Raw genomic sequence first — 23,397 nt, forward strand, 5'->3', positions numbered from 1 at the left:
AGACTGTGCTTTACAAGGACTCGTCAACGATTTTATTTCCTGTCTGCCCGCATTTTTAAAGGGCCGGCTTCAACTTTCGACCTGCGAAAGTTGAGTCAATTAATTCAACTTTCGCAGGCCGAAAATTGAATTAATAAGTTAATAAGTTAATAGCCTGACCCCATTATGCTTCGGTCTAAATTGGCAGGATATCTGGCAAAATATATAGAAATAAGAGGTTCGCTGAAATTATGCGCAAGGACGCGCGTCCCGCCAGGATTGGATTAAGCCAAAATGCTTTTCAAGATATGAATAAATGAGGATTTACCATGAAAAATGTTGGTGAATATCGGATAGAGGAATTTCCAACAAGCAGGATAGCGACTATTGATATCGGTGCGGCCGGCCTAAAGAAACACCATATTAAGGCATTAATCGAATTAGATGTAACGGAACCTCGAAGATTGCTCCGGGACAAAAAGAAGCTATCAGAAAAGATTACTTTCAACTCATGGTTAATCAAATGCATAAGTCATGCAGTTGAAGAATTTAAAGAGATTCACGGAATAAGAAAAGGCAAGAGAAAAGTAGTCATCTTTGATGATATAGACATATCAATTGTTATAGAAAGAGAAGTTGACGGAAAGAAAGTGCCGTTACCTTATGTTATCCGGAGGACAAACGAAAAAAGCATTTCTGAAATCAGTGACGAAATAAAGAACGGGCAGAAACAGTCAATTAATGATGAAGAAGATTATGTACTGGGTCAGGAAAAAAAGAATAAGGTTCTCATGAAAATATATTATTATTTACCAGGTTTCCTAAGAAGCTTTATATGGAAATCCATAATAAAAAACCCGTTATTAACAAAACAAAATATGGGAACTGTTATGATAACCTCGGTGGGCATGGTGGGCAAGATAAATGGATGGGTGATACCGGTAAGCGTTCATCCGCTATGTTTTGCAATAGGTTCAATAGTCAAGAAACCCGGCATTGTGAATGATAAAATAGAAATAAGAGAATACCTCTATATTACGGTTTTAGTTGACCATGATGTTGTTGATGGTGCTCCTGCGGTGAGAGCTCTCTCTAAACTAACTAAATTTGTTGAAAACGGCTATGGATTATCCTGAGTTTGGTTTTTCTTTTTTGAGGCTCAGCCATCCATGGCCGTTGCCGAATTCCGGATCCGGCATCAGCCAACAGCATATTGCCGACATTTACAGGATAATGGATGTGGCTGGGACACGTCGGGAATGCGCGGGAGCGCCAGGCGTCGGTAACTTTACACTCCCATTTCTCCGCTGTCATAGCTGAGCTGCCATCCGATTCCGAACTTATCCGTTACAAATCCGTAGCATTTGCTCCAGAATGTTTCTTGAAGCTCCATGCCCACAGTGCCGCCGGCTTTCAATTTGTCGAATATCGATTTTATTTCATCCATATCCTTACTGCTCACCACAAGGCTGATGTTGTTTCCGGCAACAAAAGTCATATCGGGAGGAACATCAGAAAACATGACCATGCTTCCTTTTATGTTAAGAAAAGTGTGCATTACCAGATTTTTAGTATGTTCAGTAAGTGGAAATCCCGGATCCGGCGGCATATCTCCAAACAACATAATTTTTGGTTTTTCCGTTCCAAAAACCTCACTATAATACTCCACAGCTTCACGGCAGTTTCCCTTAAAATTGATATATACTTGAACGGCCATTTCTTTCTCTCCTTTGTTTAAATTGCAAATCATTGCTAACTACGTCAAATTTATTCTGCCCTAAATCTTATTTTAATACCCGGGCAAAAAAAGTATCCCGGGATATGAGGCCTAATATCCTGAAAAAGTACGACATAAACTTCATTTGGCCTTTTTTGTAAAAAATAAATGCAGCACGAATAATTCTTTCTTATTTACAAGAGAATATATCCGGGAGGGATTCAAATGGTCGACATAATAACCGAATCCAGTCAACAGGCAATGCCTGCCGCCGATAAAACCGGGCCCGATGAAAGGCTTAGCTCCTCTGAATTGGCCAACCTTTGGTCGTTATACTTGGCAATTACCCTGAGAAGCTGCATAGTGGAATATTACCTGAAAAAGGTTGAAGACATGGAAATTCGGCAACTGCTGGAGCACAGCCAGAGGGCAGGCCGGGAGCGGTTAAAGTGGCTTTCGGAGCTTTATGCCGGGGAAGACCACCCCATACCCCATGGTTTTAAAGAAGATGAGGAAGTAAACCCGGATGCCCCCCGCCTCTTTACGGATTTATTGATCTTAAGTCATTTGCAGGATATGGTTAAAATCAGAATTGATGGATACAGCACCGCTGTGGTAATGGCCTCCCGGCACGACGTGTCTGCGTTCCTGTCCGAATCCCTAACTGAAGAGGTGGATCTTTACAACAGGATTGTAAGTGTTATGAAGTCTAAGGGGATTTACTCAAGGCCCCCATATATTCCGTTGCCCGAGAAAGTTGATTTCGTGACCAGCCAAAGCTTTTTTAGAGGCTATCTCGGAAAGCGAAGACCTTTAACCTCCATAGAGGTGTCCCACGTATTTTCCGGGCTTGAAAGGAATGCAATCAGAAAGTCCTTATTCACCGGGTTTGCGAATGTTGCCACATTAGAAGATGTCCGGAAATACATGGAGAGGGGATTGGAGATTTCCGCGAAACACATAGAAATCTTTAGTTCAATACTAATTAAAAATGATCTTCCCGTATCGATGAGCTGGGATTCAGGTATTGTGGAATCAAAGGTTCCACCATTCTCAGACAGGCTTATGATGGGGGCAATAGGTACAACCAATGTGGAACTATTCTCAACATACGGGAAAAGCCTGTCAATTGTGGGATTGCCTGAACTGGGAATAGATTTTATGAGGCTAATGGCCGAGACAATGAAATATGCCAAGGACGGCATTGAAATTGTCATCGGGCACGGATGGCTTGAAGAGCCCCCCCAGGTAAAGGGCAAGGAAACCATAGACAAAAAGTTGCACTGAGAATAGCCCTGGAGAAAAAAAACCCGCGGGAGGCGGGTATACGGCTATGCCTCCCGCGCCATCCTTAATTCGTATAAATATTTGAGATACCTTGAAAATTGTTCCCCCAGTTCGGGAGACTCAAGGGCATATTCCACAGTAGCTTTTAAATATCCAAGTTTGTCCCCGGCATCATAACGTATACCCTCGAACCTACAGGCGTAAACGGCTTCAACACCGGCTTGAACCCTCAACGCGTCAGTCAGCTGAATTTCCCCTCCGGCGCCGGCAGGCAGATCCTCCAAGCAACTGAAAATTGACGCATTTAGAACATATCGTCCCATGATGGCTAATTTAGAAGGGGCATTCCGGGAAGACGGTTTTTCTACCAGGTCTTTTACCTTGTATATGGACCCTGTGCATTCCCCCGGCTTGATGATCCCATACTTGCCAACATCACTGTCCGGAACCTCTCTTACACCTATTACACTGGAATTATGCTTCTCTGCAACTTTTATCAACTGTCTCAATGCCGGTATACGGGCTTTAACAATATCATCACCCAGCAAAACGGCGAATGGTTCTTTTCCAACAAAGGATTTGGCGCAATAAACGGCATGCCCCAGACCAAGCGGCTCATTTTGTCTTATGTAGTGAATGTTTGCCATTTTAGTTAATTGAACAATGGTTTCCAGTTGCGTGGATTTTCCCTTCCCGCCCAGCGCGGCTTCAAGCTCCGGGGAGCGGTCAAAATAATCTACTATTGGCCACTTTCCCCTGCCGGTGATTATTAAAATGTCCTCTATACCGGAATTCACAGCCTCTTCAATTATATATTGAATTGTAGGCTTGTCCACTATAGGCAGCATTTCTTTGGGCAAAGCTTTTGTTACCGGTAAAAATCTTGTGCCCAGACCTGCCGCCGGTATGACGGCTTTACGAACTTTCATAATATTTCCTCCCAATCACTTAAGTACACGTTAGGATCTGATTTATGCCGCGCTAGATTATCTACCCATCCATCATCCTTATTTTAAAATGTCATCATTTGCCCTACGGACATTGGTTCCGGCAACCGGAAACCGCGATTATTTCGCGGCCCCGGAAAGCAGGTGGACAGCCATAGCGGCAGCTTCGGCCCGGGTGACATATTGAGCAGGCTTAAAAAGGTTGCCGGGCAGGCCTTTCATAATACCCTCATTTACGACAGTAGATACGTAGCCGGCAGCCGAAGACGGGATACTGGCGGCATCGACAAAAGCAAGGGGCTGCTCCGAAGCTTCTTTGCCCAGCGCTCTGGTCAGCATTACGGCAATTTCCGCCCTGCTGATCAAGCGGCCAGCCTGGAAGGTATTGTCTTCGTAACCGGTGATGACCCCACTGTACACCACCGCGCTTACAGATTCTTTGGCCCAGTCGGGTATGGCCGCCGCATCGGTGAATTTGAGCGCGCTCTCTTCGGCCGGCCACCCTTCAGCCCGGGCCAGGATAGTCGCAAACTCTGCCCTGGTGATGTAGTTGTCAGGCTTAAAAGTGCCGTCTGTATAGCCTCTAACAGCCTTCATCCCAGCCATCCTCTCAACGTATTCCCTGGCCCAGTGCCCGGCTATGTCGGAGAAAACCGGCGTAGTGACAACAGGCTCACTGGTTTCGGCGCCGGGAGTACCATCGTTTGCACTGTCTGAGGCATTGTTGCTCTCACTGCCGGAAGTATTATTGCTCTCGCTGTCGGAAGCATTGTTGTTCTCACTGTCCGAGGTATTGTTGCTCTCACTATCGGAGGCATTGTTGTTCTCACTGTCCGAGGTATTGTTGCTCTCACTATCGGAGGCATTGTTGTTCTCACTGTCCGAGGCATTATTGTTCTCACTCAGGAGATTTTGTTTCAATACGTTGTATACAGGCATTAACCCGGCAGAAATTTTACCCTGCATCAAATCTTGTACGTCCTGGGGGTAGGCGGCAAGGATCGCGTCGACAACATCCTTGTGTTTATCCTGGCTGACCAATTGAAGAGCCGCTTCCATTACGGCATCGTTAAAATTCTCTTCCGTCAGCTGCTGTCCCTGTAGGGCTTGCTCCAGGTCCTGAACTAAGCTGCGGATTTGTGATTCGTCGGCTCCTTTGTCAATCAGTTTGTCAATATAATCGGGAAATTGCTGGGATAACTGCTCATAGCTATCAGATGTTTCGGCGCCGGCTTGAATGGGATCTAACGTAAAAACAAAACCGAATACCATCGTTATGCACATCATTAATGCCGCAATTTTCCATTTCATCACTCTTATCATTATTTTTCCCCCTTTATTTTGTTGCCGGAATCCCGGTTTTACAGTCCATTTAAACTGGCTGCTTTACCTAGTCCCTTTATTTTCCGATATCCACAACTTCTTTGCTTTTAGAAAAACATTTCCCGTACCCCTCCTATTTGCTAATAGAAATTATCTTTATGCTACTCTATAACCGCTTGCTGCGGAAAAACGCCCGGGCCGGCTAAACCTGCCGGCTGACAATAAAACGTCATAAAATATTCAATGTTCCTCAATACTGCCGTCTGCCAGCCTGATCACCCTGCCGCAATCTTCCGCAAGCCGCTGGTCGTGGGTAGCCACCAGCACTGTTTTCCCCCGTTGGTTCAACTTCTTCAGCAAATCCATAATCCCCCTGCCGTTAACCGAGTCCAGATTGCCCGTGGGCTCGTCCGCCAGGATCAGGTCCGGTTCCAGCAGGAGCGCCCGGGCAATAGCCACCCGCTGCTGCTCGCCACCGGAAAGGTCATCCGGCCTGCGTCCTTCCTTTCCCGCCAGGCCTACCTGCCTGAGCAGTTCCATTGCGCGTCTCTTGTAGCCGCTTCCCAAGGGGAAAGCGGGTGCCATTACATTCTTCAAAGCGCTCAGAGTAGGAATCAAATGATAGGCTTGAAAAATAAAACCAATCTTCTCCCTGCGAAATCTGCAAAGGGATACCTCACCCCGTCCGAAAATTTTTTTTCCTTCAAAAGTAATATCTCCGCCGCTGGGCCTGTCCAGGGCGCCCAGAAGGTTCAGCAGGGTGGTTTTACCGCACCCGGAAGGACCGGTCAGCGCGATAAATTCGCCTCTCCGGATCTCCAGGTCTTTCACGTCCAACACTTTAACCGCAAGCTTATTCTTCCCGTAAAGCCTTGTCAGGTTTTTCACAGAAATCAACACATCCGGCTCCAATAAAGGCACCTCCGTAAGCTATGCTCCCCGAAGTATCCGCGCCGGCACCGCGCTCCCGGCGCGCAAGGCCGGGTAAATCCCCCCCACCACACCGATGAGGATACCGGCCAGGCACACATATTGCGCCGTCTGCCAGGTGATTCTGGCAAAGTCCAAAGCTATCAGCTCCCTGGCCAAAACCAGGCCGGCGTAGCCCAGGGCCACCCCCAAGGCGGCTCCAAGCATGCTCAAAACAAGAGACTCCACCAGCACCAGAAAGATGATGTTGGCCGGTGTCCAGCCCAATGCCTTCAGGATGCCGAACTCACGCATCCGGTTAATGACGGATAAAAGCATCACCACCATGATGGTAAGCGCCCCGACCACCACGGCCACCACGGAGACCGCGATGAGAAACCTGCCGAAGATGTCCAGCACGTCTTTAACAGGATTCAGCACTTCATTGGGCAACACCACCTGAACTTCAGGCTTTTTGCCGGACAGATCATTCCGGATGGATTGTGCGACGGATTCCAAATTATCAATTTTATCCACAGTTACATTAATGGAAGATACTTTTTCATCCGGTATCTTGCCAATATCCCTGGCCAGATGTTCAGATCCGCTGAAAGCACTGTCCAATACTTCGTTGCCGGTCTGGTAAACACCCACAACCTTCAACTCCAGCACCTTCTCCTGCCCTTTTTCCGGGACGATAAACTGGTAAACATTACCTATCTCATAAGGAGTATTAATAAACTTCATATACTTCTGAAGACTGGCCCCGATAATAATCTCTTTATCATTTTCAGGTGCGGTCCCCTCTATAATTTTGTTGTGAGGCAGGCCGGCAACAGTTGAAATATATTGATCCCCGTAACCATAAAGAGGCATGTTGTATTCCACTTGAAAAGGGCGCATAATCGCTGAAACCTGTGGATAGGCCTTTTCCACGTGCGGTATGCTTTTTATGGTTTCCACATAAGATAACGGTATAGGGGTTGTACCCATACCCAGGAACAATCCGCCGAAGAGAGCATCCCTGCCGGAAACCATGATTCTATTTGAAAGGTCGCCAAGGGTACGCTCTGCCCGGTTTTCCATTCCCGCAACCAGGGATAAAAGGAAAGTTACCAGGGCAATTCCAAAGGCTACGCCCAGAATGGCCAGAATCATAACCGCTTTTTTACGAAAGGCGTTTTGAATTGAAAAGATAAGTAAGGACAAAGCCTCATCCCCATTTTTATACCTTAGCTAGTTAACATAGCATGCTATTACTTCTATATCACCTTTAATTTGATAATTGCCCATATTGGCTGGTATCATAATATTGGAGCCACTTATCAATACAATCACACCATTTTCATAAATAAGCTTTCCCTTTCCATTAATTATACAAATCAGCAAAAATACATCCAATGAATTCAAATCACACGACTCTTTTATTAACCATCTTTCCACAGTAAAATACTTACAAGATGTTAATATTGTTTTAATTCTCACCGGATACACCCTGTCTTTCATTATAACTATCTTGTTCAAACCTGATTACATTAAGGGCTTTTTCCATATGCAAATCCCTTTTCTTGCCATCCAGCCCTATTCTGTTATAATCATATAACCTATATGTAATATCAGAATTCTGCTGAACTTCAAGGAGCACTATTCCTTTTCCTATGGCATGCACAGTACCGCTGGGAATAAGAAAAAAGTCTCCGGGCTGTACGGAAATTCGCACTAATAAATCGTCCCATTTATCTTCATTGGCAAGTTCAATAAATTCTTTTTTGTTTTTTGCTTTATGTCCAAATACAATTTCAGCGCCGGGCTCCGACTCTATAATATACCAGCATTCAGTTTTACCGGATTTAACATCTTCATTTATAACTGCGAATTCATCATCCGGGTGTACTTGTACCGATAAATCTTCATTAGAATCCAATAGTTTAACTAATAACGGAAATCCTACCATGTGTGAATTGCAAAACCATTCGGGACAAATCCGCAGCAAATCGTTTAATGTTCTTCCTGTGAATTCCCCATTTTCTATAACACTTTTACCATTGGGATGGTCCGAGATTACCCAGGCTTCACCTATATTTTCATCTAAAACGGCAGAATTAAACATTTTTTTCAGTTTTGTTCCGCCCCAAACTTTTTCTTTAAAAATTGGTTTAAACAGTAAAGGATATGGTTTCATAATATACAACCCCTTACCATATAACTTTAAATGAAACTCAATATTCCCACTCAAAGTCTTCAACTTCCGGGAACTCTTTCAAGGCTTCCTTCATAAGGGAGCAAATGCGCTGGACCCCTTCCTCAGTTTTTGCCTCGCAGCGGGCCACCAGCATGGGCTGGGTGTTGGAAGCCCGCACCAGGCCCCAGCCGTCGCCAAAGAGCACCCTTGCCCCGTCCACATCAACCACGGGATATTCCCGCTTAAAACGCTCACCCAACTGGCAGACCACCTTGAATTTATCCTGGTCCGGGCAAGGAACCCTGGTTTCAGCCGTGGAGTAATACTTCGGTATGCCCGAGAGCATCTTTGAGAGCGGCACATCGGAATTGGATAGTATCCTGAAAAGCCGGCCGGCAGCATAAAAGGCGTCGTCAAAACCGTAAAACTCGTCTGCAAAAAAAATGTGCCCGGACATCTCCCCGGTGAAGACCGCCCCTATTTCCTTCATCTTTGCTTTGATCAAGGAGTGACCCGTCTTGTAGAAGAAAGAGATTCCACCAAGGCGTTCCACCTCGTCCACCAGGGCCTGGGAGCACTTCACTTCGATGATGGCCTGGGCTCCGGGATGTTTCGGCATAATTTCCCACCAGTAAAGGCACATCAGCTTATCTCCCCAAATAATATTCCCGGCCTCGTCCACTACCCCGATGCGGTCCGCATCGCCGTCAAAGGCTACGCCAAGATCCGCCCGCCCTTCCAGCACCGTTCTTTTCAACTCCACCAGATTGGCCGTCTTCACCGGGTCCGGTTGGTGATTCGGGAAGGAGCCGTCAGATTCACAGTACAGCGGTATCACCCGGCAGCCCCAGTTCTCCAATATTTTTTCAGCAAACAAGGCGGCCGTGCCGTTGCCGCAGTCCACAGCCACCTTTAGCTTGCGCGGGCCAAGCTGTATTTTTTCCATCAGCATATTCAGGTATGGGGCTATGGCGTCTCCCTTTTCAAGGCTTCCGGAAGCAGCCGGAAACTTCCCGCCCAGCATTAATTCTTTAAGCTTCTGTATATCATCCCCGTAGATGGCTCCGTCCCGCAAGGTCATCTTAAATCCGTTTTCTTCCGGTGGATTGTGGCTGCCGGTGATCATCACCGCAGCGTCGACACAAAAGTGGACCCTGGCGTAATAAAGTACCGGCGTAACCACCAGACCTATATCCATCACGTCGCAGCCCACATACATAAGCCCCTTTACCAGGGCGTCCCGCAGCCGTTCGGAACTGAGGCGGTTGTCCCTCCCCACCGCAACCTTATATAACCCCTTTTGTACGGCCATAGTTCCAAAAGCTTTACCCAGAAGTGTTACAACCTCATCGGTCAAATCCCGCTCAGCCACGCCCCGGATGTCATATTGGCGAAAAATATGTTCATTAACAGTTACCATATTGAAATTCCTCCTTTAAACTGCATATGTTAGACATTACAATACTTCATCCAGACCTCTGTCCTTAAAAGCCTGCACGACCTTCTTTATCTCCTGGGCCCGTTCCTTGCTGCATACCAGCATGCTGTCGCGGTCGTTTACCACTATTAAACCCTCTACTCCTATGACACCAACCGTCTTGCCAGGAGAATAAATAAAGGTATCCCTTGTGTCCAGCAAAACCCCCCGGCCCTCAATGATATTTCCCCGTTCATCCTTTTCAGCATAGCGCTCCAGGGCGGTCCAGGAACCGATGTCATCCCAGCCGAAATCTCCCCGCATCACCAGAACACAGTCCGCCTTTTCCAAAATACCGTAGTCCACCGAAATCCTGGGCAGCTCCGCGTAAACCTCTTCCAGTACGGCCGGGTATTGTTCCGTCCCCATGGCCTGTCCAATTTTATTTAAACCCCGGGCGAGCTGCGGGGTGTGTTTTTCAATCAACTGACGAATCAAATCCAGCCGCCAGATAAACATGCCGCTGTTCCACAGGTAATTTCCGCAAGCAAGCAACCTGACAGCCTTGGCGTAGTCGGGCTTCTCCAAAAACTGAAAAACCCGGTATGCGGGCACTCCGGCAAAGGTATCCAGCATCTCATCCTGACAAATGTAGCCGTATCCTGTCTCTGGCCTGTGGGGGGTAATGCCGATGGTAACGATTTCCTGCCCCCGCCAGGCCGCCACCACCGCGCTCTTAAGCACTTCCTGGAAGCAGGGCACGTCACTTATATAATGGTCCGCCGGCAGCACAATCATTACCTCCCGGGGGTCTTTACGCTCCAAAATCAATGCGGCAAGTCCAATGGCAGCCGCTGTATCCCGGCCGAAAGGCTCGATGAGAATGTTTTCCTGCGGCAGGTGCGGCACTTGCTCCATGATGATATCTTTAAAATCCGCACCTGCCACTATGTATGTACCGGATATTCCAACCAGATTCTCCACCCGCTCCACAGTAAGCTGGAGCATGGTCTTGTCGCCTACCAGATTCAAAAACTGCTTTGGCGCCGCCATACGGCTGCGGGGCCAAAACCTCTCACCCCGTCCGCCAGCCATAATCACCGCAAAAGGCATATCTTTTCATCCCCCTTAATCATGTTGCCACAGGCTGAAATAATGCAGGATGCATCATAAGAACTACATGTAATTCAGAGCTTTCAACTTTTCCACATAAATATAAGGCACTCTAATTCTCCCCATTAAAATTTCACCGGTGTTGCCGCCGTGGCAGTCAGACCCTCCGGTTACGGCCAGGCCGAGGCTTTCAGCAATGCCTTTGTATTTTTGCACGTCCTCTTCGCTGTGTTTGGTATGATAAACCTCTACGCCCTGCAGTCCCCTGCTCACCAGATATTCGATATCAGCGCGGTCCAGTTTCACCTGCTTTTTAAAGAACCCGGGATGGGCCAGAACGGCGACTCCACCGGCGTTTCTGATAGCCTCTACGGCTTCACCGGGGTTTATCTCATACCTCTCCACGTAAGCCCTGCCGTTTTTTCCTATAAAATTTTCGGTGAAAGCCTCCTTTATTTCACTGACGTATTTTTTATCCATAAGGGCCTGCGCTATATGAGGCCTGCCCACAAAACCGGAACCAGCCCGGCTTACCACTTCTTGCCAGGTGACATCCAGTCCCAGCCTCCCCAGTTTGTCCACCATCTGCCTGGCCCGTTCGATTCTGCAGGCCATAATATGTTTTAACATGTCCAGAAATACGGTAGAGCGCCAGTCTATAAAGTATCCCAATATGTGGACCTCGCCGCCTTTATACAGTGTGGAAAGTTCCACGCAAGGCAGCACCTCAACGCCCTGCTCGCTGCCAGCGGCCAGGGCCTCTTCAATGCCGCCCACACTGTCGTGGTCGGCAATGGCTATGCAGCGGAAACCCATCTTTTTCGCAAGGACTACCACCTCACCGGGAGTCAGCTTACCGTCCGAGGCGGTGGAGTGAATGTGCAAGTCGGCAAATCCTGCCAATGGAATACACCTCTTCTTTTCTCAACGTCCGTTTACAATGAATTTAACTAACCGCTGCCGTGAAACCATATTTTTTACAAAACATAGTATGATGATGCCGCCAATCACCTCCGGTAAAAAATAACGCGGTTCGGTTAATAGATTTAGCCACAGCTGAAACCAATTCTCCGGGTGTCCCTTTGGAAATGTACAGCCGTAGGCAGGCCACAGGAAAGTGTGGGGGTAAAGCCACATGCCATCCAAAATATGATGTATGATACAGCCCCCGGCCACCACCAACATACTAGTCTTCCTGTATTTACACCAAACCAAAGCTCCCAAAGCTGAAAGAAATAGCAAAAATAGCAAGGTGTGGCTGTATATGCGTCCGTTTCCAATTGTTTCCCTGAAAACAATCCCGCCCAAGGGCTTGTCAATAATATCGGGAAGTATGGACCCCAGGATTACAAGCCTGTAGTCGATAAATTCAGAGATTCCCTTTGTTCCCCGGTATTCCATCACTTTCTTGATGCCTCTGGCCATCCCCAGCGTAATGCCAATATGAGCTAACAGCAGCATTTTTTAACCTCAAAAAACCATTACTTGAACCGAAATAAATCTTATTATTGCACTTGAGCTGAAGTGACATAACTCTCTTTTAGCGCAATCCAGAGAGGCCTGAATACCAATATTGATAAAACCAGGTGAGCGGTTAAATAAGCCATACCTATCCCAGGCAGTCCCACACGGCCCAGCCAGAAATAACCTACACCCAGGGCAACGATTGACAGGAAGCTGGTTTGAGCAATAATCAAGTATATTTGTTTTTTCACCTGGTTAACCGTGATGTAGAGTGTGTTAATACATTGAGGTATTACTGCAATTGCTAAATAAATCAAAACCGTTGTTCCCTTCTCCGAATAGCCGGGACCGAAGAAATGCAGCAACCAGCCACCTAAAAGCACCATGGCGCCAACCGCCGGAATTGATATGCCAAGGGACAACAGCAAAACCTTGCGCCCATCCCGACCCAATTTCTTCGGGTCGTGGGAGCCTTCAGCCAATAGGGACTGGGAAATACCATTGGGGATGACCGACAGTACCATTGTCATCATCCAGGACACGTAAAAGTAAGCACTGTTTTCAGGACCCACGATATTTAAAACCATGAGCGGGTAAATATATTGAGGAGCCATGTTCAGTAGATTTGCCGCGTAGTTGGCAAAGGAATATGGAAGGACTTTTTGCATGATGTCTTTTGCAATTGCAGGCCGCGGGAAATATCCCTCATATACTTTTGGCAAAAAAAACAGCCAGGTTATCAAAACACCGACAGCAAATCCTGTTCCCATCCCGGCAAAAATACCGAAGCTCCCCCAGTGGGCAAATATTAGAATCGGCAAGGGAATCTTGAAAACACTAATGATGGTGTTTTTCCAAAACACATATTTGGACATCCTTCCGGCTATTAAAGAACCGTCGGTTAGCCCGGATAAAGCGGTAGTCGCAGTAAAAAACATGAATAACAATAGAAACACAATATTTTCCCTGACAAATCCCAGGGCCGGTGACCAGTATTTTATTCCTGAAAGGTATATGATTGCCCCGCTAAGAGACACCACACCAACCAGGGTAAAGGCGGCATTAATCAATAGTACCGCTCTTTCTCTCGATTCCGATACAAAACGAATGAGGCCGATTCTGAGGCCCAAACCGGCTAATATAGCCACCAAGCTTGAAGCTGAGACCAGAGCAGAGCCGATACCCACCTGGGCAGGCTCAAAAAAACGCGCCATAATGTTCCAATAAACAAATCCAAAGAAGCTAGTTGATACATTGCTCAGCATTAAATAAAATGCGTTACTGTATAAAGATGAATTCTTTGACTTTAAATATAAATCCAGGAAAAAACGTGAACCAGTCAAGCGGACCTCATGAACGTGGTTTTCCAAAACAAATCAACCCTTTATTTCATAAACTTATATTTATTTTGCTTTCAATTATCATTTCTTCTCTAAGCACATTCTCATAAAACTGAACATTAAGTAATTCAGTATCTCCACAAACTCATTTTTCTCTTTTATATAGAACGAATTTCAATAATTTCTTTTCTTAATAAATACCTGATTATCTTGTTAACTGACTCTTCAGTCGAATCTTTATCTGTTTCTATAATGATTTCCGGATTTTCAGGCTCTTCATATGGTGCAGTTATGCCAGTAAATCCATATATCTTACCTATACGCGCTTTCTTATATAAACCTTTTGGATCTCTTTTTTCACATACATTCAAGGGGCACTTAGTATATATTTCAATAAATTCTCCACGCTCAACCAATTGGCGGGCCGCCTTTCTATCCTCACGGTACGGTGAAATAAATGCAGTTATCACTAAAATATTGGCATCCACAAAAAGCTTTGCCACTTCTGCTATGCGGCGAATATTTTCCCTGCGGTCTTCCGGATTGAAGCCTAAATCCTTATTTAAACCGTGTCTTATATTGTCACCATCAAGAATATACGTGTGTACCTCCATCTCATTCAGCCGGCATTCCAATGCATTTGCAAGGGTAGATTTACCTGAAGCCGATAATCCGGTAATCCATAAAATGCAACTTTTATGTTTTTTTAATTTTCTTCTTTGCTCTTTATTAAGAGTAGATACATGCCATAATATATTTGCTATTTCATTTTTCACCATTTTTTCACCTCAATCACTATTGTACAGCAATTGCCCATTTTTTGGTTAAATATTATTATATTATAGTTATTTATTAATAGCTGCTTTTCAATAAATATTTATATACATTTAATACTTTTGGAGCAATTTTATTCCATTCAAATTCTTCTAATACATGTTTTTCAAGCACTTTTTCTTTGGTAATCTCTTTTATTGCCATCACCAGCTTTTCTGCAGTTAACTCTCCATCATAAGTTATTACATAATTACCACCTAATATATCCTTCAATTCTTTAAAAGCTCCAACAGAAGGAACCATAATGGGACAATTAAAAGTCAGAGCCATAAAAGCACTTCCAGAATTCAATATTTCACCATAAGGAAATATCATTAAATCAGAAGCATTAACATATATTTGTAACATGTTATCAGGAATGAAATCGAGAAATAATATTATTTTATCGAACTTACTTGCCTCATATTTTATTATCTCACCCAATTGAACATCACTAGGCTTTCCAGCAACAAGTAGATACACATTTTCATCAGATATTTCTTTGAATACTTTTATTAATTTCTCTAAATTTTTGTATGGCCTTATTTGACCTACAAATGAAACAACTTTTGCTTTCAAAGGTATATCAAGAAATATTCTTGATTCATCTCTATCTACTTTATTAGGATATATTTCCCTATAATTACCATGCGGTACAACAAAACCTGGCATTCTTTTTAATATTGGGTATATATTTAATAAAGCTTTCTTTCCTTCCTCACTCAAGCTTATATGACCATCAATTAAACTAATAAACTTTGACATATACCATTTCTCAAATCTAGGATAATAATTTTCATGAGAATGCAAATTATGCACTGTCCACAATATTTTAGTTCCACGCATTTTTATGCTTATTAAAATAATAAGCAATATCAATGATTTAATATAAACAATTATCCTATTTTTATTATTTAAAACAGCATCCGGCCAATTAATATGCAGAATATCAAATTTTCCTTGCACCAATCTGTTGATTGAAAACTCTTCCACCATAACTCCGATATTTACTAAATGAGTTGACAATAGCCAGTTGTAAGGATTCTCATTTTTATTTTTAAAAGCTGGCCATGCAAGAACTCTCATTGCAAACCACCTTTCTATCTTATTTCACAACAAACAATATATTAATACCACTTTTATAATTAATATTAATTCTATAAATATTTAACAAATAATGCTTTTAATGAGGATTAATTATTTTATATTAACACCTGACCACAACTGACTATTACCAACATCAAATAATTTATTTCTATTTTTAACTATCTCACTAAACTTGTATTGATTATCGTCTTCTTCTTTCAAACTCACAGTATAGGATTTTTTTTGCGCACCATTTTTTTTATACAACTTTAGTTCTTCCTTTGCCAAATTCCACTTTCTAAAAAGCACAAAGGAATTTTTATTGCGATTATTTATTAAGTTATCATTAATTTTATAATCATATAAATATTCATCCAGTAATATCTTTCCATATTTATCTGTAGCTATGCTACAACTTTTTGGAATAATATTTTTTGCCAATTTAAAAGAAGCGATCTCTGAACTTGTTAAAATTGGATAGTCAAATTTACCATAGGATAAAGAATACGATGTTGGAACATCATTAGTTATCTCATAAATAAAACCAGAACTAAACAGAAGATATGGCATCAGAATCAACCTGGCAATTATTGCTGCTACTTTTGAGGTTTGGTATTTTTTTACAATCAAAAACTTTTTACTATATTCCACTAAAGCTTCAATACCTATCACAAAGTAAATAGCCAAAAAAATTAACGAAAAATGATATATCCTTGTTGCATTAAGCGAACTAGAAAAATAAGGCATAAAAACACTTAAAAATAGAATTATAAACGCACCAATAGATAAAGCAATATATTCAATACTTAATTTATTGTTTTTTACTTCCTTTAAACATTTTACAAATCCTACGACAATCATAAACTGTATAAAATACTGCAACAATAACAAACAATAACGCTGGATTGATATATTTTTGGGAGCCGCCAATCCAACAGCCATAAGAGTACCATAGTCCCTTGATTCTGACGAAAACAATTCGTTAATATTTATCAGCATATGATTTGCTAAATTAATAATTGAAGTAAATGAGGAGGATGAGCCAATATAAATATACCAGGACAAACAAAACACAATAAATGTTATTATATATGTTAAGTTTATAAATTCTTTCTCTTTCTTTTTATTATTTACCCTACATAAAATATTGTAGAAAAAATATGAAGCCACAAGGACTATTAACATCAAATATGACAAACCATAATGAGATACAACCAGAGAAAAGACTAATATTAACATAATAACTTTCTTCTGTAAACTTTTTATTTCCTTAAAAAAAATCATAAAGACCAAACATACCAAAAACAATTCAGCAATCTGCTGCCTGGCCAATTGAATCATTTCCATGAAAAAGACCCATAAAGAAGTAAATATAAAAACTGACACTACGGCATAATCTTTATTTGTTTGTGACTGATAAATTTTAAACAATATTAAAGGCACAAAAGAATAAATTATAGGGTATATTATTTTTAGCACCCATAATGAATCAATATTTATCATTATACTGAGTATTGGGGGCAACATCATTACACTCAGCATCGAGGCATAATTATAATATTGTTGATAATCCCATACACCATTCAGCAGCACTTGATTTTGCAAGAAAAATTCCTTATGAATATCCCACCCCATAAGACCGGGAGATATTAATGACGTATGCAAAAGTAAAGCGAGTGAAATATTAAACACCACAAAAGGATATAGTTCTTTATTTATAAATCCTACTGCTGCCATTATAAATGTAAATACTATGAGCGTTATCAATATTAACAAAATCATATTATTACTAAAATAATTAACGCAATAACTTCCGGTAACACTTAAAACCGGTAAACATATTAGAAACAGGCCAATTAAAATGTGTTTTATTTCATAGCAATCCTTATTCTCCGGATTAGAATTTTTATTCGGCTCCTCTTTCTCAAACTTGAAAACCATCAAACTTAAAACTATTAACATTAATTCAATTGAGACAGTTAAAGGAATTTTACTGATGGGGTCTTTTACACCAAAGTATGGCAAAAATAAATTAACCAAGAAACCCAAAAACATTAAAATAGATATACTTATTGCCAGAGATACTGCTATAACACATATTAAATCACGTATTTTTGCATTGATAGCTCTTAGAAAAATTATTCCAGGTAAAAATAAAAGATATATAAATACAACAAGGTAATTAATACCAAAAATTGTCGAGTTGAGAAAAATCTCTATTAATGCCGCTATTTGCAATATAAATACAAAGGCCAAGAAGTTCTTTTTGTTCCAATTAATTGGATTAAAATTACTTTTATTAAATTCAAACATTAATAATCCCCTTAATTTATTGCCATCTTAATTTTTTTCCAATCAATTTTTCCAGCTCAATATTTTTTTCATAAAAATAATTTTGTAAAAACAATTTCTCCTTGGGGTCCATTTGAGGCATAGTTTTTTCTTTATTAACTTTAATTATTTTATTTAGTAACACTGAATATTTTTTAAATTTAACAACTTTGGGTTGATAAATACATATTTTACTAACAATATTGTTTATTCTTTTACCCATCCATGATAATTCGTACGACTTATTTTTAGGACTGTCTAGCTCCACCAAAACGCTATTAATTCCTAAAAATTTAAAACATTCATCTGCCACCCATTGAGGATTCTTTTTTAAATCCTCAAAAATAACAAATAAAAAATGATCAAAAGAGTAATATTTTAGCCATATCTTTATTTGTCCTATATAATTACTTACATCTAAATAAAAAGTAGTATTTTTTATTGCTTCTTCAAAAGTTCTTTTTTCTCTTCCAGTTCTAACATTGTGCCAATAACCTGAATATGTTCTTTCAATTGGATTTCTTAAAATATAAATAATTTTTGCATTAGGATTTAAAGAATATATTCGATTTGGAACTTCATTAAATTTATGCTGTGAAAGATTAACATCTAATCCACTTAATGGAGCCATTGCATAGCTTGTGGAGGCATCCAGACAAAAGCCATCTTCATAATTATTAAAACAAGACAAATACCAATTTAATCCTTTATCGTAGTTGTGCGTAAAATAATGCGATTCTTTTGGTGTTGATACATTTATTTTAGGATGTTGATCTAATATATAACTTAATGAAGTTGTTCCAGCTTTTTGTGCCCCAATTAAATATACTTCCGGTGGAAATGCCATTTAAATCAACTACCTTTCATGTGCTTTCGCCCTTCCTATCCCCGAATAAATAAAGCCGCAATTATTTATTATGCAAGGATCAAGGCAGTTTCGCCCATCAACAATTAAAAACGGTTCATTCATGACTATCTTTATTTCTGACCAATTTGTATCTATAAATTGGTCCCATTCAGTTGCAACTACAACTGCTTCTGTGCCTTTAACTGTATCTAATATATTTTTACCAAATCGTATCTGATCTTTCCGGAACAAATTGATATTCAAATTCTTACGTATAGGGTCATATATACTAACATTAGCGCCTTCATCCAGCAATAAACGTATTATATCCAGAGAAGGTGATTCTCTAATATCGTCTGTACCTGGTTTGAAGGTCAGCCCGAGCACAGCAATATTTTTATTAACTAAATTACCAAGATACGATCGCAATTTCTGAACCGGTAATAACCTTTGCCGACTATTAACAATGATTGTTGCTCTCAGTAGTTCAAAATTATGTCCATTTATAGTTGATAGAAAATTTAATGCACGTACATCTTTGGGAAAACATGATCCCCCATAGCCAATACCTGCTTTTAAAAACCCCTCACCAATTCTATTATCAAGACCAATCCCGGTTGCTACTGAGTTTATGTCGGCCCCCAGGCAGTCGCACAAGCAAGCTATCTCATTTATAAAACTTATTTTTGTTGCTAAAAATGCATTAGCAGCGTATTTTATTAACTCCGCGCTGGTAATATCAAGTTTAACAATTCTTGCGTTTAAGGAATCATATAAAGCACTAACCTCTTCAATTGCTTTGTTATTGTTCCCTCCAATAACTATTCTGTCCGGATAGAACCAATCTTTTAATGCTTGTCCCTCACGTAGGAACTCAGGATTGGAAATATAATTTATTTTATATGAAAAACCAGCTAGGTACTTTTTATACAATAGTTCTCCGGTACCAGGCGGAACTGTACTTTTCATTATTATTGTTAGTGAATTAATTGTTCTCTCTTTAATCCATTCAATTGTGTATTCAACTTGTGAAAGATCAGCAGCTCCATCGGGCCTGGAGGGGGTACCCACACAAATTATCACAATACCGCAATCAATATTCTTTATTTCTGCAATATTTTTGAAGGAAATTCTTTGATTTAGTCTTGCTTCGTCAATTACTTCTTTTAGACCGGGCTCATAGATATCTATCTTACCATTATTCAGGGAATTAATTTTTTTTATATTTATATCAACACCTGTAATTTGATAACCAGCCTTTGCCAATCCGGCAACTGCAACCAAACCAACATACCCTAAACCAATTACCATTATTCTCAAAAATGTCACCTGCTTTCTGCATCATTAAATTGTTTATTAAAATAAAATTAAAGCAATTTTACAAAATATGTTTTCAGCAAACATGTTTCTCATAAAATTGCAGTATATTTTTTAAAACCTTTTCAGATTTATACTTATTCAAAATTAGTTTTATATTACTCGCCATTTCATTCCTTGTATCCTCATTATCATGTAGTTCGATCAAGCATTTAAACAATGATTTAACATTGCCGGCTGGGAAAACCAGCCCTGCATTCTCTACGATATCCGGAGGAGCACCTAGATCCGAAACTATGCAAGGCAAACCATAAGTCATTGCCTCTAATATTGTCCTCCCAAATGGTTCTGGCCAAACTCCTGGATGAACAAAGATATCAGATGCCTGATAAAAAGACCATATATCTTTATGTTTAACTCCACCTGGAAAGATAACATTCTTTGTTATCCCAAGATTGGAGCTTAATTCCATTAACATTGTTTTTTGTGGTCCATTCCCAACAATTATTAACTCACTATTAGGTCTTTCCTTTATAAAGAGTGCAAAAGCCCGTATAAGTACATCTACCCCTTTATGCTCACTCAGACCACCTACAAATAAAATTTTAAAGTTCTTTTCACTTTGATATTCATGTTTTTCTAATAGTTTAATGCCACAATTTATTGGCTTTATATTGTCTTCCATAAAGTTTGGTATAATTTGAATTATTTCACTGTTATATCCATGTTGAGAATAAATAGTTTTAACAGAATTACTAATAGCAATGTATCCATCAATTTTCTTCATTAAACAAATTAGGGCAGGATATACCAAAGAATAAAAAGGCGCTAGTATTTTACTAAAAAAGCCTCTACCCCTTGCCAGACATTTTGTGCGTTTGTACCAACTGCATATCTCTCGCCCGTTACACAAATAACCTCCAGTGGGGCAAACACCTGCGTAATTATTTAAGGTAGCAACGACTGTTTTTTTGCCACCCAATACTTTGTACAAACCAGCTGCTGCCATGGGGAATACATTATAAATATGAAACATATCAATATTTTTTTCGGCTTTCTTTAATTCAAATAACAATCTAGGAAGCAGGGTAAGTGGAGGAGCAAATAATTCCAACGGTTTTAAGTTAACTTGGTTATTTTTTTTAATATTATTCAAACCTTCCATATTAACAAGATTATTTGGATAGGAATACAAAGCAATAGTTACATTTCTTTTTATTAACTCCCCTATTAGAAGTCTTATGGACTCCTCGTTGCCTCCCCTACATCTATTCAGAGAGGAGACACATGTAATTATAGCTAAATTAAGCATAATTAAACACCTATTTAAGAAAAATATGTTACCATAACAATCTATGCTAAGTTCTTATAATAATTCTCCAAATAATTAACAATATTGTCCCAATCATACTTTTCAGCAAAATTAGTGCATTCCTGTTCTAAATCCTTACTATTATCAATCGCCATCATTATTGCACTAGCCAAGTAGTTGGGATTGGGTTTACTTACATACCCATTCTTCCCATCGGTAACCAACTCTTTTGCAGCATTTCTAGCATGTTCAATTGTAACTACCGGAACACCGGCAGCATTTGCTTCTAATACAACAATACCAAAGCCTTCCCGGGTGGAGGGCAAAACAAATGTACTTGAATTTTTTATTTGCGCTATCAAATCTTCATATTCACCTATAAAACCTTTTAAAAAGACATTATTTTGTAATTTATAATTTGTAATTAATTTTTCTAGTTCCTCTTTCATAGGCCCATTACCAATAATTAAACACTTTATATTGGGCCTGCTATTTTTTATCAAATTTACCGAATCCAACAAAAGCTCTAATCCTTTTTCCTTAATTAATCTACCAGCAAACACTATATCGTAATAGTGCCCATTTGGCTTAACTTTATGAATTTGTTTAAAATCTATTCCATTAGGAACAATGGAAATATTGGCTTTCTGATTTATCATTTTTAAACTACTTGCAGTTGACTCTGAAACTGCAATCATTTCATTTGACATTAACGCTACAAGTCTTTCAACAAGCAACCCCATACTTCCAATAATGCCAAGATACTCAAACCAGTATTTACCCCAAACTTCATGCCAGGTAATAACTATTTTGCTTCGGCGGTAAACCACACAATATTTTGAGGGAAATGTGGAGAAGTATGGAAAATTTTGCACATCAATGATATCGTACTTCTCTTTTAACAATGGTGATAGCACTTTACATGCAAAATAAATAGCCTCACGTATAGAGCGACGGTTATTGGAGAATAATGACATTGGTTTGCACACACCGTGTAGATATATGCCATCTTGATTTATAATGTCATTACCTGTCCAATATTTCATACAATACATATGAACTTCATGACCCTTTTGACTAAGGCGTCTACTAATTTCCCATATTCTTTTTTCAACTCCGCCAACATAGTAAGGATAAGCATTATCATAAACGTATGCTATTCTCATCAACTCATCATCACCAATAAAGATAATTTAACTTCAGGGAAAAATAAATTGTGCCTAGCCCGGCAGGGCTGGTTTTTCGATGCGTTGAAAAACCAGCGGGAAATGCCTCAATATGGTCATGAAAATCCTATAGCCGTCTTTTAACCCATTGAGCTTTGCTTTGCCAATCCTGTCTCTATACATGATATGGATGTCTTTGACTCTCAAACCCATTCTGGCAGCCTTGATGCATATTTCCGACTCTATTCCAAAACCTTTGGATTCCAGCTTCATACTCTCAATATAGGCTTTCTTAAGGCCATATAAACCTGTCAGCGGGTCATATCCTTTAAAACCATATATGTATCGAATGCTGTTTCTAAAAATGGCATTGCCAATTCTATTAAAGGCGGGAATATTCATCTGGCCTGTCTTCCGCGAAGCCAGCGCCATGTCAAAGCTTTCCAAAGCTTTTGCAACTTTTAATATCCCATCTGGAGGGTAGGTGTTGTCGGCATCAATGAATATAATGTTTTCACCCCTGGCTTCTTTGATGCCGGTTTTCATGGCAGCGCCTTTACCAGAGTTGTGCTCATGGGAAATGACCCGGCAGGGAAACCTTTTAGCCACCTCTCTGGTTCTGTCTTTAGAGCCGTCATCCACAACAATTATTTCAAAACTATCGTTAATCAACCTAAAGACATCATTTAGAACTACAGGCAATCCTTCCTCTTCGTTGTAGGCGGGTATAATCAAGCTATATTTTATTTCTCCGGGAAAATTTTTTGCTTTTTCGTTATTCACGCAAACTCACTCTCCCTCAAAATATCAATCGCCACCGACGGACCTCGGAATTAAATCAAGCAGT

Annotated in this window: 22 protein-coding genes; 2 read left to right on the plus strand and 20 right to left on the minus strand. The window is 40.6% G+C overall.

The window, feature by feature from the left end:
• Positions 1-308: 308 nt before the first annotated feature.
• Positions 309-1,115, plus strand: coding sequence for a 2-oxo acid dehydrogenase subunit E2 (locus tag DCCM_RS09835; protein ID WP_104372226.1), 807 nt, complete (start codon positions 309-311; stop codon positions 1,113-1,115).
• Between the two features lie 152 nt (positions 1,116-1,267).
• Here DCCM_RS09835 and DCCM_RS09840 read toward each other — a convergent pair whose 3' ends face one another.
• On the minus strand, positions 1,268-1,696 hold the full coding sequence (locus DCCM_RS09840; RefSeq protein ID WP_104372227.1) for a VOC family protein: 429 nt from the start codon (positions 1,694-1,696) through the stop codon (positions 1,268-1,270).
• A gap of 225 nt (positions 1,697-1,921) precedes the next feature.
• Between DCCM_RS09840 and DCCM_RS09845 the strand changes: the two genes are divergently transcribed.
• Entirely contained in the window at positions 1,922-2,983 is a 1,062-nt protein-coding gene (locus DCCM_RS09845) for a DUF3231 family protein (RefSeq protein WP_104372228.1), read from the plus strand.
• Positions 2,984-3,027: 44 nt separating this feature from the next.
• On the opposite strand, the gene galU is transcribed toward DCCM_RS09845, so the two are convergent.
• The 19 genes from galU to DCCM_RS09935 form a co-directional block, all read right to left on the minus strand.
• Positions 3,028-3,912 (minus strand): UTP--glucose-1-phosphate uridylyltransferase GalU, encoded by an 885-nt coding sequence (gene galU / locus DCCM_RS09850; RefSeq protein ID WP_104372229.1) that lies wholly within the window; start codon positions 3,910-3,912, stop codon positions 3,028-3,030.
• Between the two features lie 138 nt (positions 3,913-4,050).
• Entirely contained in the window at positions 4,051-5,253 is a 1,203-nt protein-coding gene (locus DCCM_RS09855) for an S-layer homology domain-containing protein (RefSeq protein ID WP_104372230.1), read from the minus strand.
• A 240-nt stretch (positions 5,254-5,493) separates the two neighbouring features.
• Entirely contained in the window at positions 5,494-6,165 is a 672-nt protein-coding gene (locus DCCM_RS09860) for an ABC transporter ATP-binding protein (protein WP_104372231.1), read from the minus strand.
• Positions 6,166-6,183: 18 nt separating this feature from the next.
• Positions 6,184-7,371 (minus strand): ABC transporter permease, encoded by a 1,188-nt coding sequence (locus tag DCCM_RS09865; RefSeq protein ID WP_104372232.1) that lies wholly within the window; start codon positions 7,369-7,371, stop codon positions 6,184-6,186.
• Positions 7,372-7,398: 27 nt separating this feature from the next.
• The gene (locus DCCM_RS19735) at positions 7,399-7,668 is read right to left on the minus strand and encodes a hypothetical protein (protein WP_373855437.1); all 270 of its coding nucleotides are present in this window, start codon (positions 7,666-7,668) and stop codon (positions 7,399-7,401) included.
• Entirely contained in the window at positions 7,637-8,344 is a 708-nt protein-coding gene (locus tag DCCM_RS09870) for a type I phosphomannose isomerase catalytic subunit (protein ID WP_104372233.1), read from the minus strand. The genes DCCM_RS19735 and DCCM_RS09870 overlap by 32 nt, the downstream gene beginning before the upstream one ends.
• A 37-nt stretch (positions 8,345-8,381) precedes the next feature.
• Positions 8,382-9,764 (minus strand): phosphomannomutase/phosphoglucomutase, encoded by a 1,383-nt coding sequence (locus DCCM_RS09875; RefSeq protein ID WP_104372234.1) that lies wholly within the window; start codon positions 9,762-9,764, stop codon positions 8,382-8,384.
• Positions 9,765-9,800: 36 nt separating this feature from the next.
• Complete coding sequence (locus tag DCCM_RS09880) at positions 9,801-10,874, minus strand: mannose-1-phosphate guanylyltransferase (protein WP_104372235.1); 1,074 nt, start codon at positions 10,872-10,874, stop codon at positions 9,801-9,803.
• Between the two features lie 63 nt (positions 10,875-10,937).
• Positions 10,938-11,777, minus strand: coding sequence for a PHP domain-containing protein (locus DCCM_RS09885; protein WP_165792098.1), 840 nt, complete (start codon positions 11,775-11,777; stop codon positions 10,938-10,940).
• A 21-nt stretch (positions 11,778-11,798) separates the two neighbouring features.
• Positions 11,799-12,335 (minus strand): metal-dependent hydrolase, encoded by a 537-nt coding sequence (locus tag DCCM_RS09890; RefSeq protein ID WP_104372237.1) that lies wholly within the window; start codon positions 12,333-12,335, stop codon positions 11,799-11,801.
• A 44-nt stretch (positions 12,336-12,379) separates the two neighbouring features.
• Positions 12,380-13,603, minus strand: a complete 1,224-nt coding sequence (locus DCCM_RS09895) for a lipopolysaccharide biosynthesis protein (RefSeq protein WP_128739126.1) — start codon at positions 13,601-13,603, stop codon at positions 12,380-12,382.
• A 233-nt stretch (positions 13,604-13,836) separates the two neighbouring features.
• On the minus strand, positions 13,837-14,457 hold the full coding sequence (cysC, locus tag DCCM_RS09900) for an adenylyl-sulfate kinase (RefSeq protein WP_104372239.1): 621 nt from the start codon (positions 14,455-14,457) through the stop codon (positions 13,837-13,839).
• 73 nt (positions 14,458-14,530) lie between these two features.
• The gene (locus DCCM_RS09905) at positions 14,531-15,577 is read right to left on the minus strand and encodes a glycosyltransferase family 4 protein (protein WP_104372240.1); all 1,047 of its coding nucleotides are present in this window, start codon (positions 15,575-15,577) and stop codon (positions 14,531-14,533) included.
• Positions 15,578-15,688: 111 nt separating this feature from the next.
• A complete protein-coding gene (locus tag DCCM_RS09910) occupies positions 15,689-17,890 on the minus strand; it encodes a DUF2206 domain-containing protein (protein ID WP_104372241.1) in 2,202 nt (733 codons plus the stop codon).
• Between the two features lie 16 nt (positions 17,891-17,906).
• Positions 17,907-18,755: a sulfotransferase domain-containing protein gene (locus tag DCCM_RS09915; protein WP_104372242.1), complete on the minus strand. Its 849-nt coding sequence runs from the start codon at positions 18,753-18,755 to the stop codon at positions 17,907-17,909.
• A 9-nt stretch (positions 18,756-18,764) separates the two neighbouring features.
• Entirely contained in the window at positions 18,765-20,066 is a 1,302-nt protein-coding gene (locus DCCM_RS09920; RefSeq protein ID WP_231702728.1) for a UDP-glucose dehydrogenase family protein, read from the minus strand.
• Positions 20,067-20,148: 82 nt separating this feature from the next.
• On the minus strand, positions 20,149-21,384 hold the full coding sequence (locus tag DCCM_RS09925; protein WP_104372244.1) for a glycosyltransferase family 4 protein: 1,236 nt from the start codon (positions 21,382-21,384) through the stop codon (positions 20,149-20,151).
• Positions 21,385-21,425: 41 nt separating this feature from the next.
• On the minus strand, positions 21,426-22,550 hold the full coding sequence (locus DCCM_RS09930; protein ID WP_128739127.1) for a glycosyltransferase family 4 protein: 1,125 nt from the start codon (positions 22,548-22,550) through the stop codon (positions 21,426-21,428).
• 54 nt (positions 22,551-22,604) lie between these two features.
• The gene (locus DCCM_RS09935) at positions 22,605-23,333 is read right to left on the minus strand and encodes a glycosyltransferase family 2 protein (RefSeq protein ID WP_104372246.1); all 729 of its coding nucleotides are present in this window, start codon (positions 23,331-23,333) and stop codon (positions 22,605-22,607) included.
• Positions 23,334-23,397 lie beyond the last annotated feature (64 nt).

It is taken from the genome of Desulfocucumis palustris, assembly GCF_002933875.1.
GTDB classification, from domain to species: Bacteria; Bacillota; Desulfotomaculia; order Desulfotomaculales; family Desulfocucumaceae; genus Desulfocucumis; species Desulfocucumis palustris.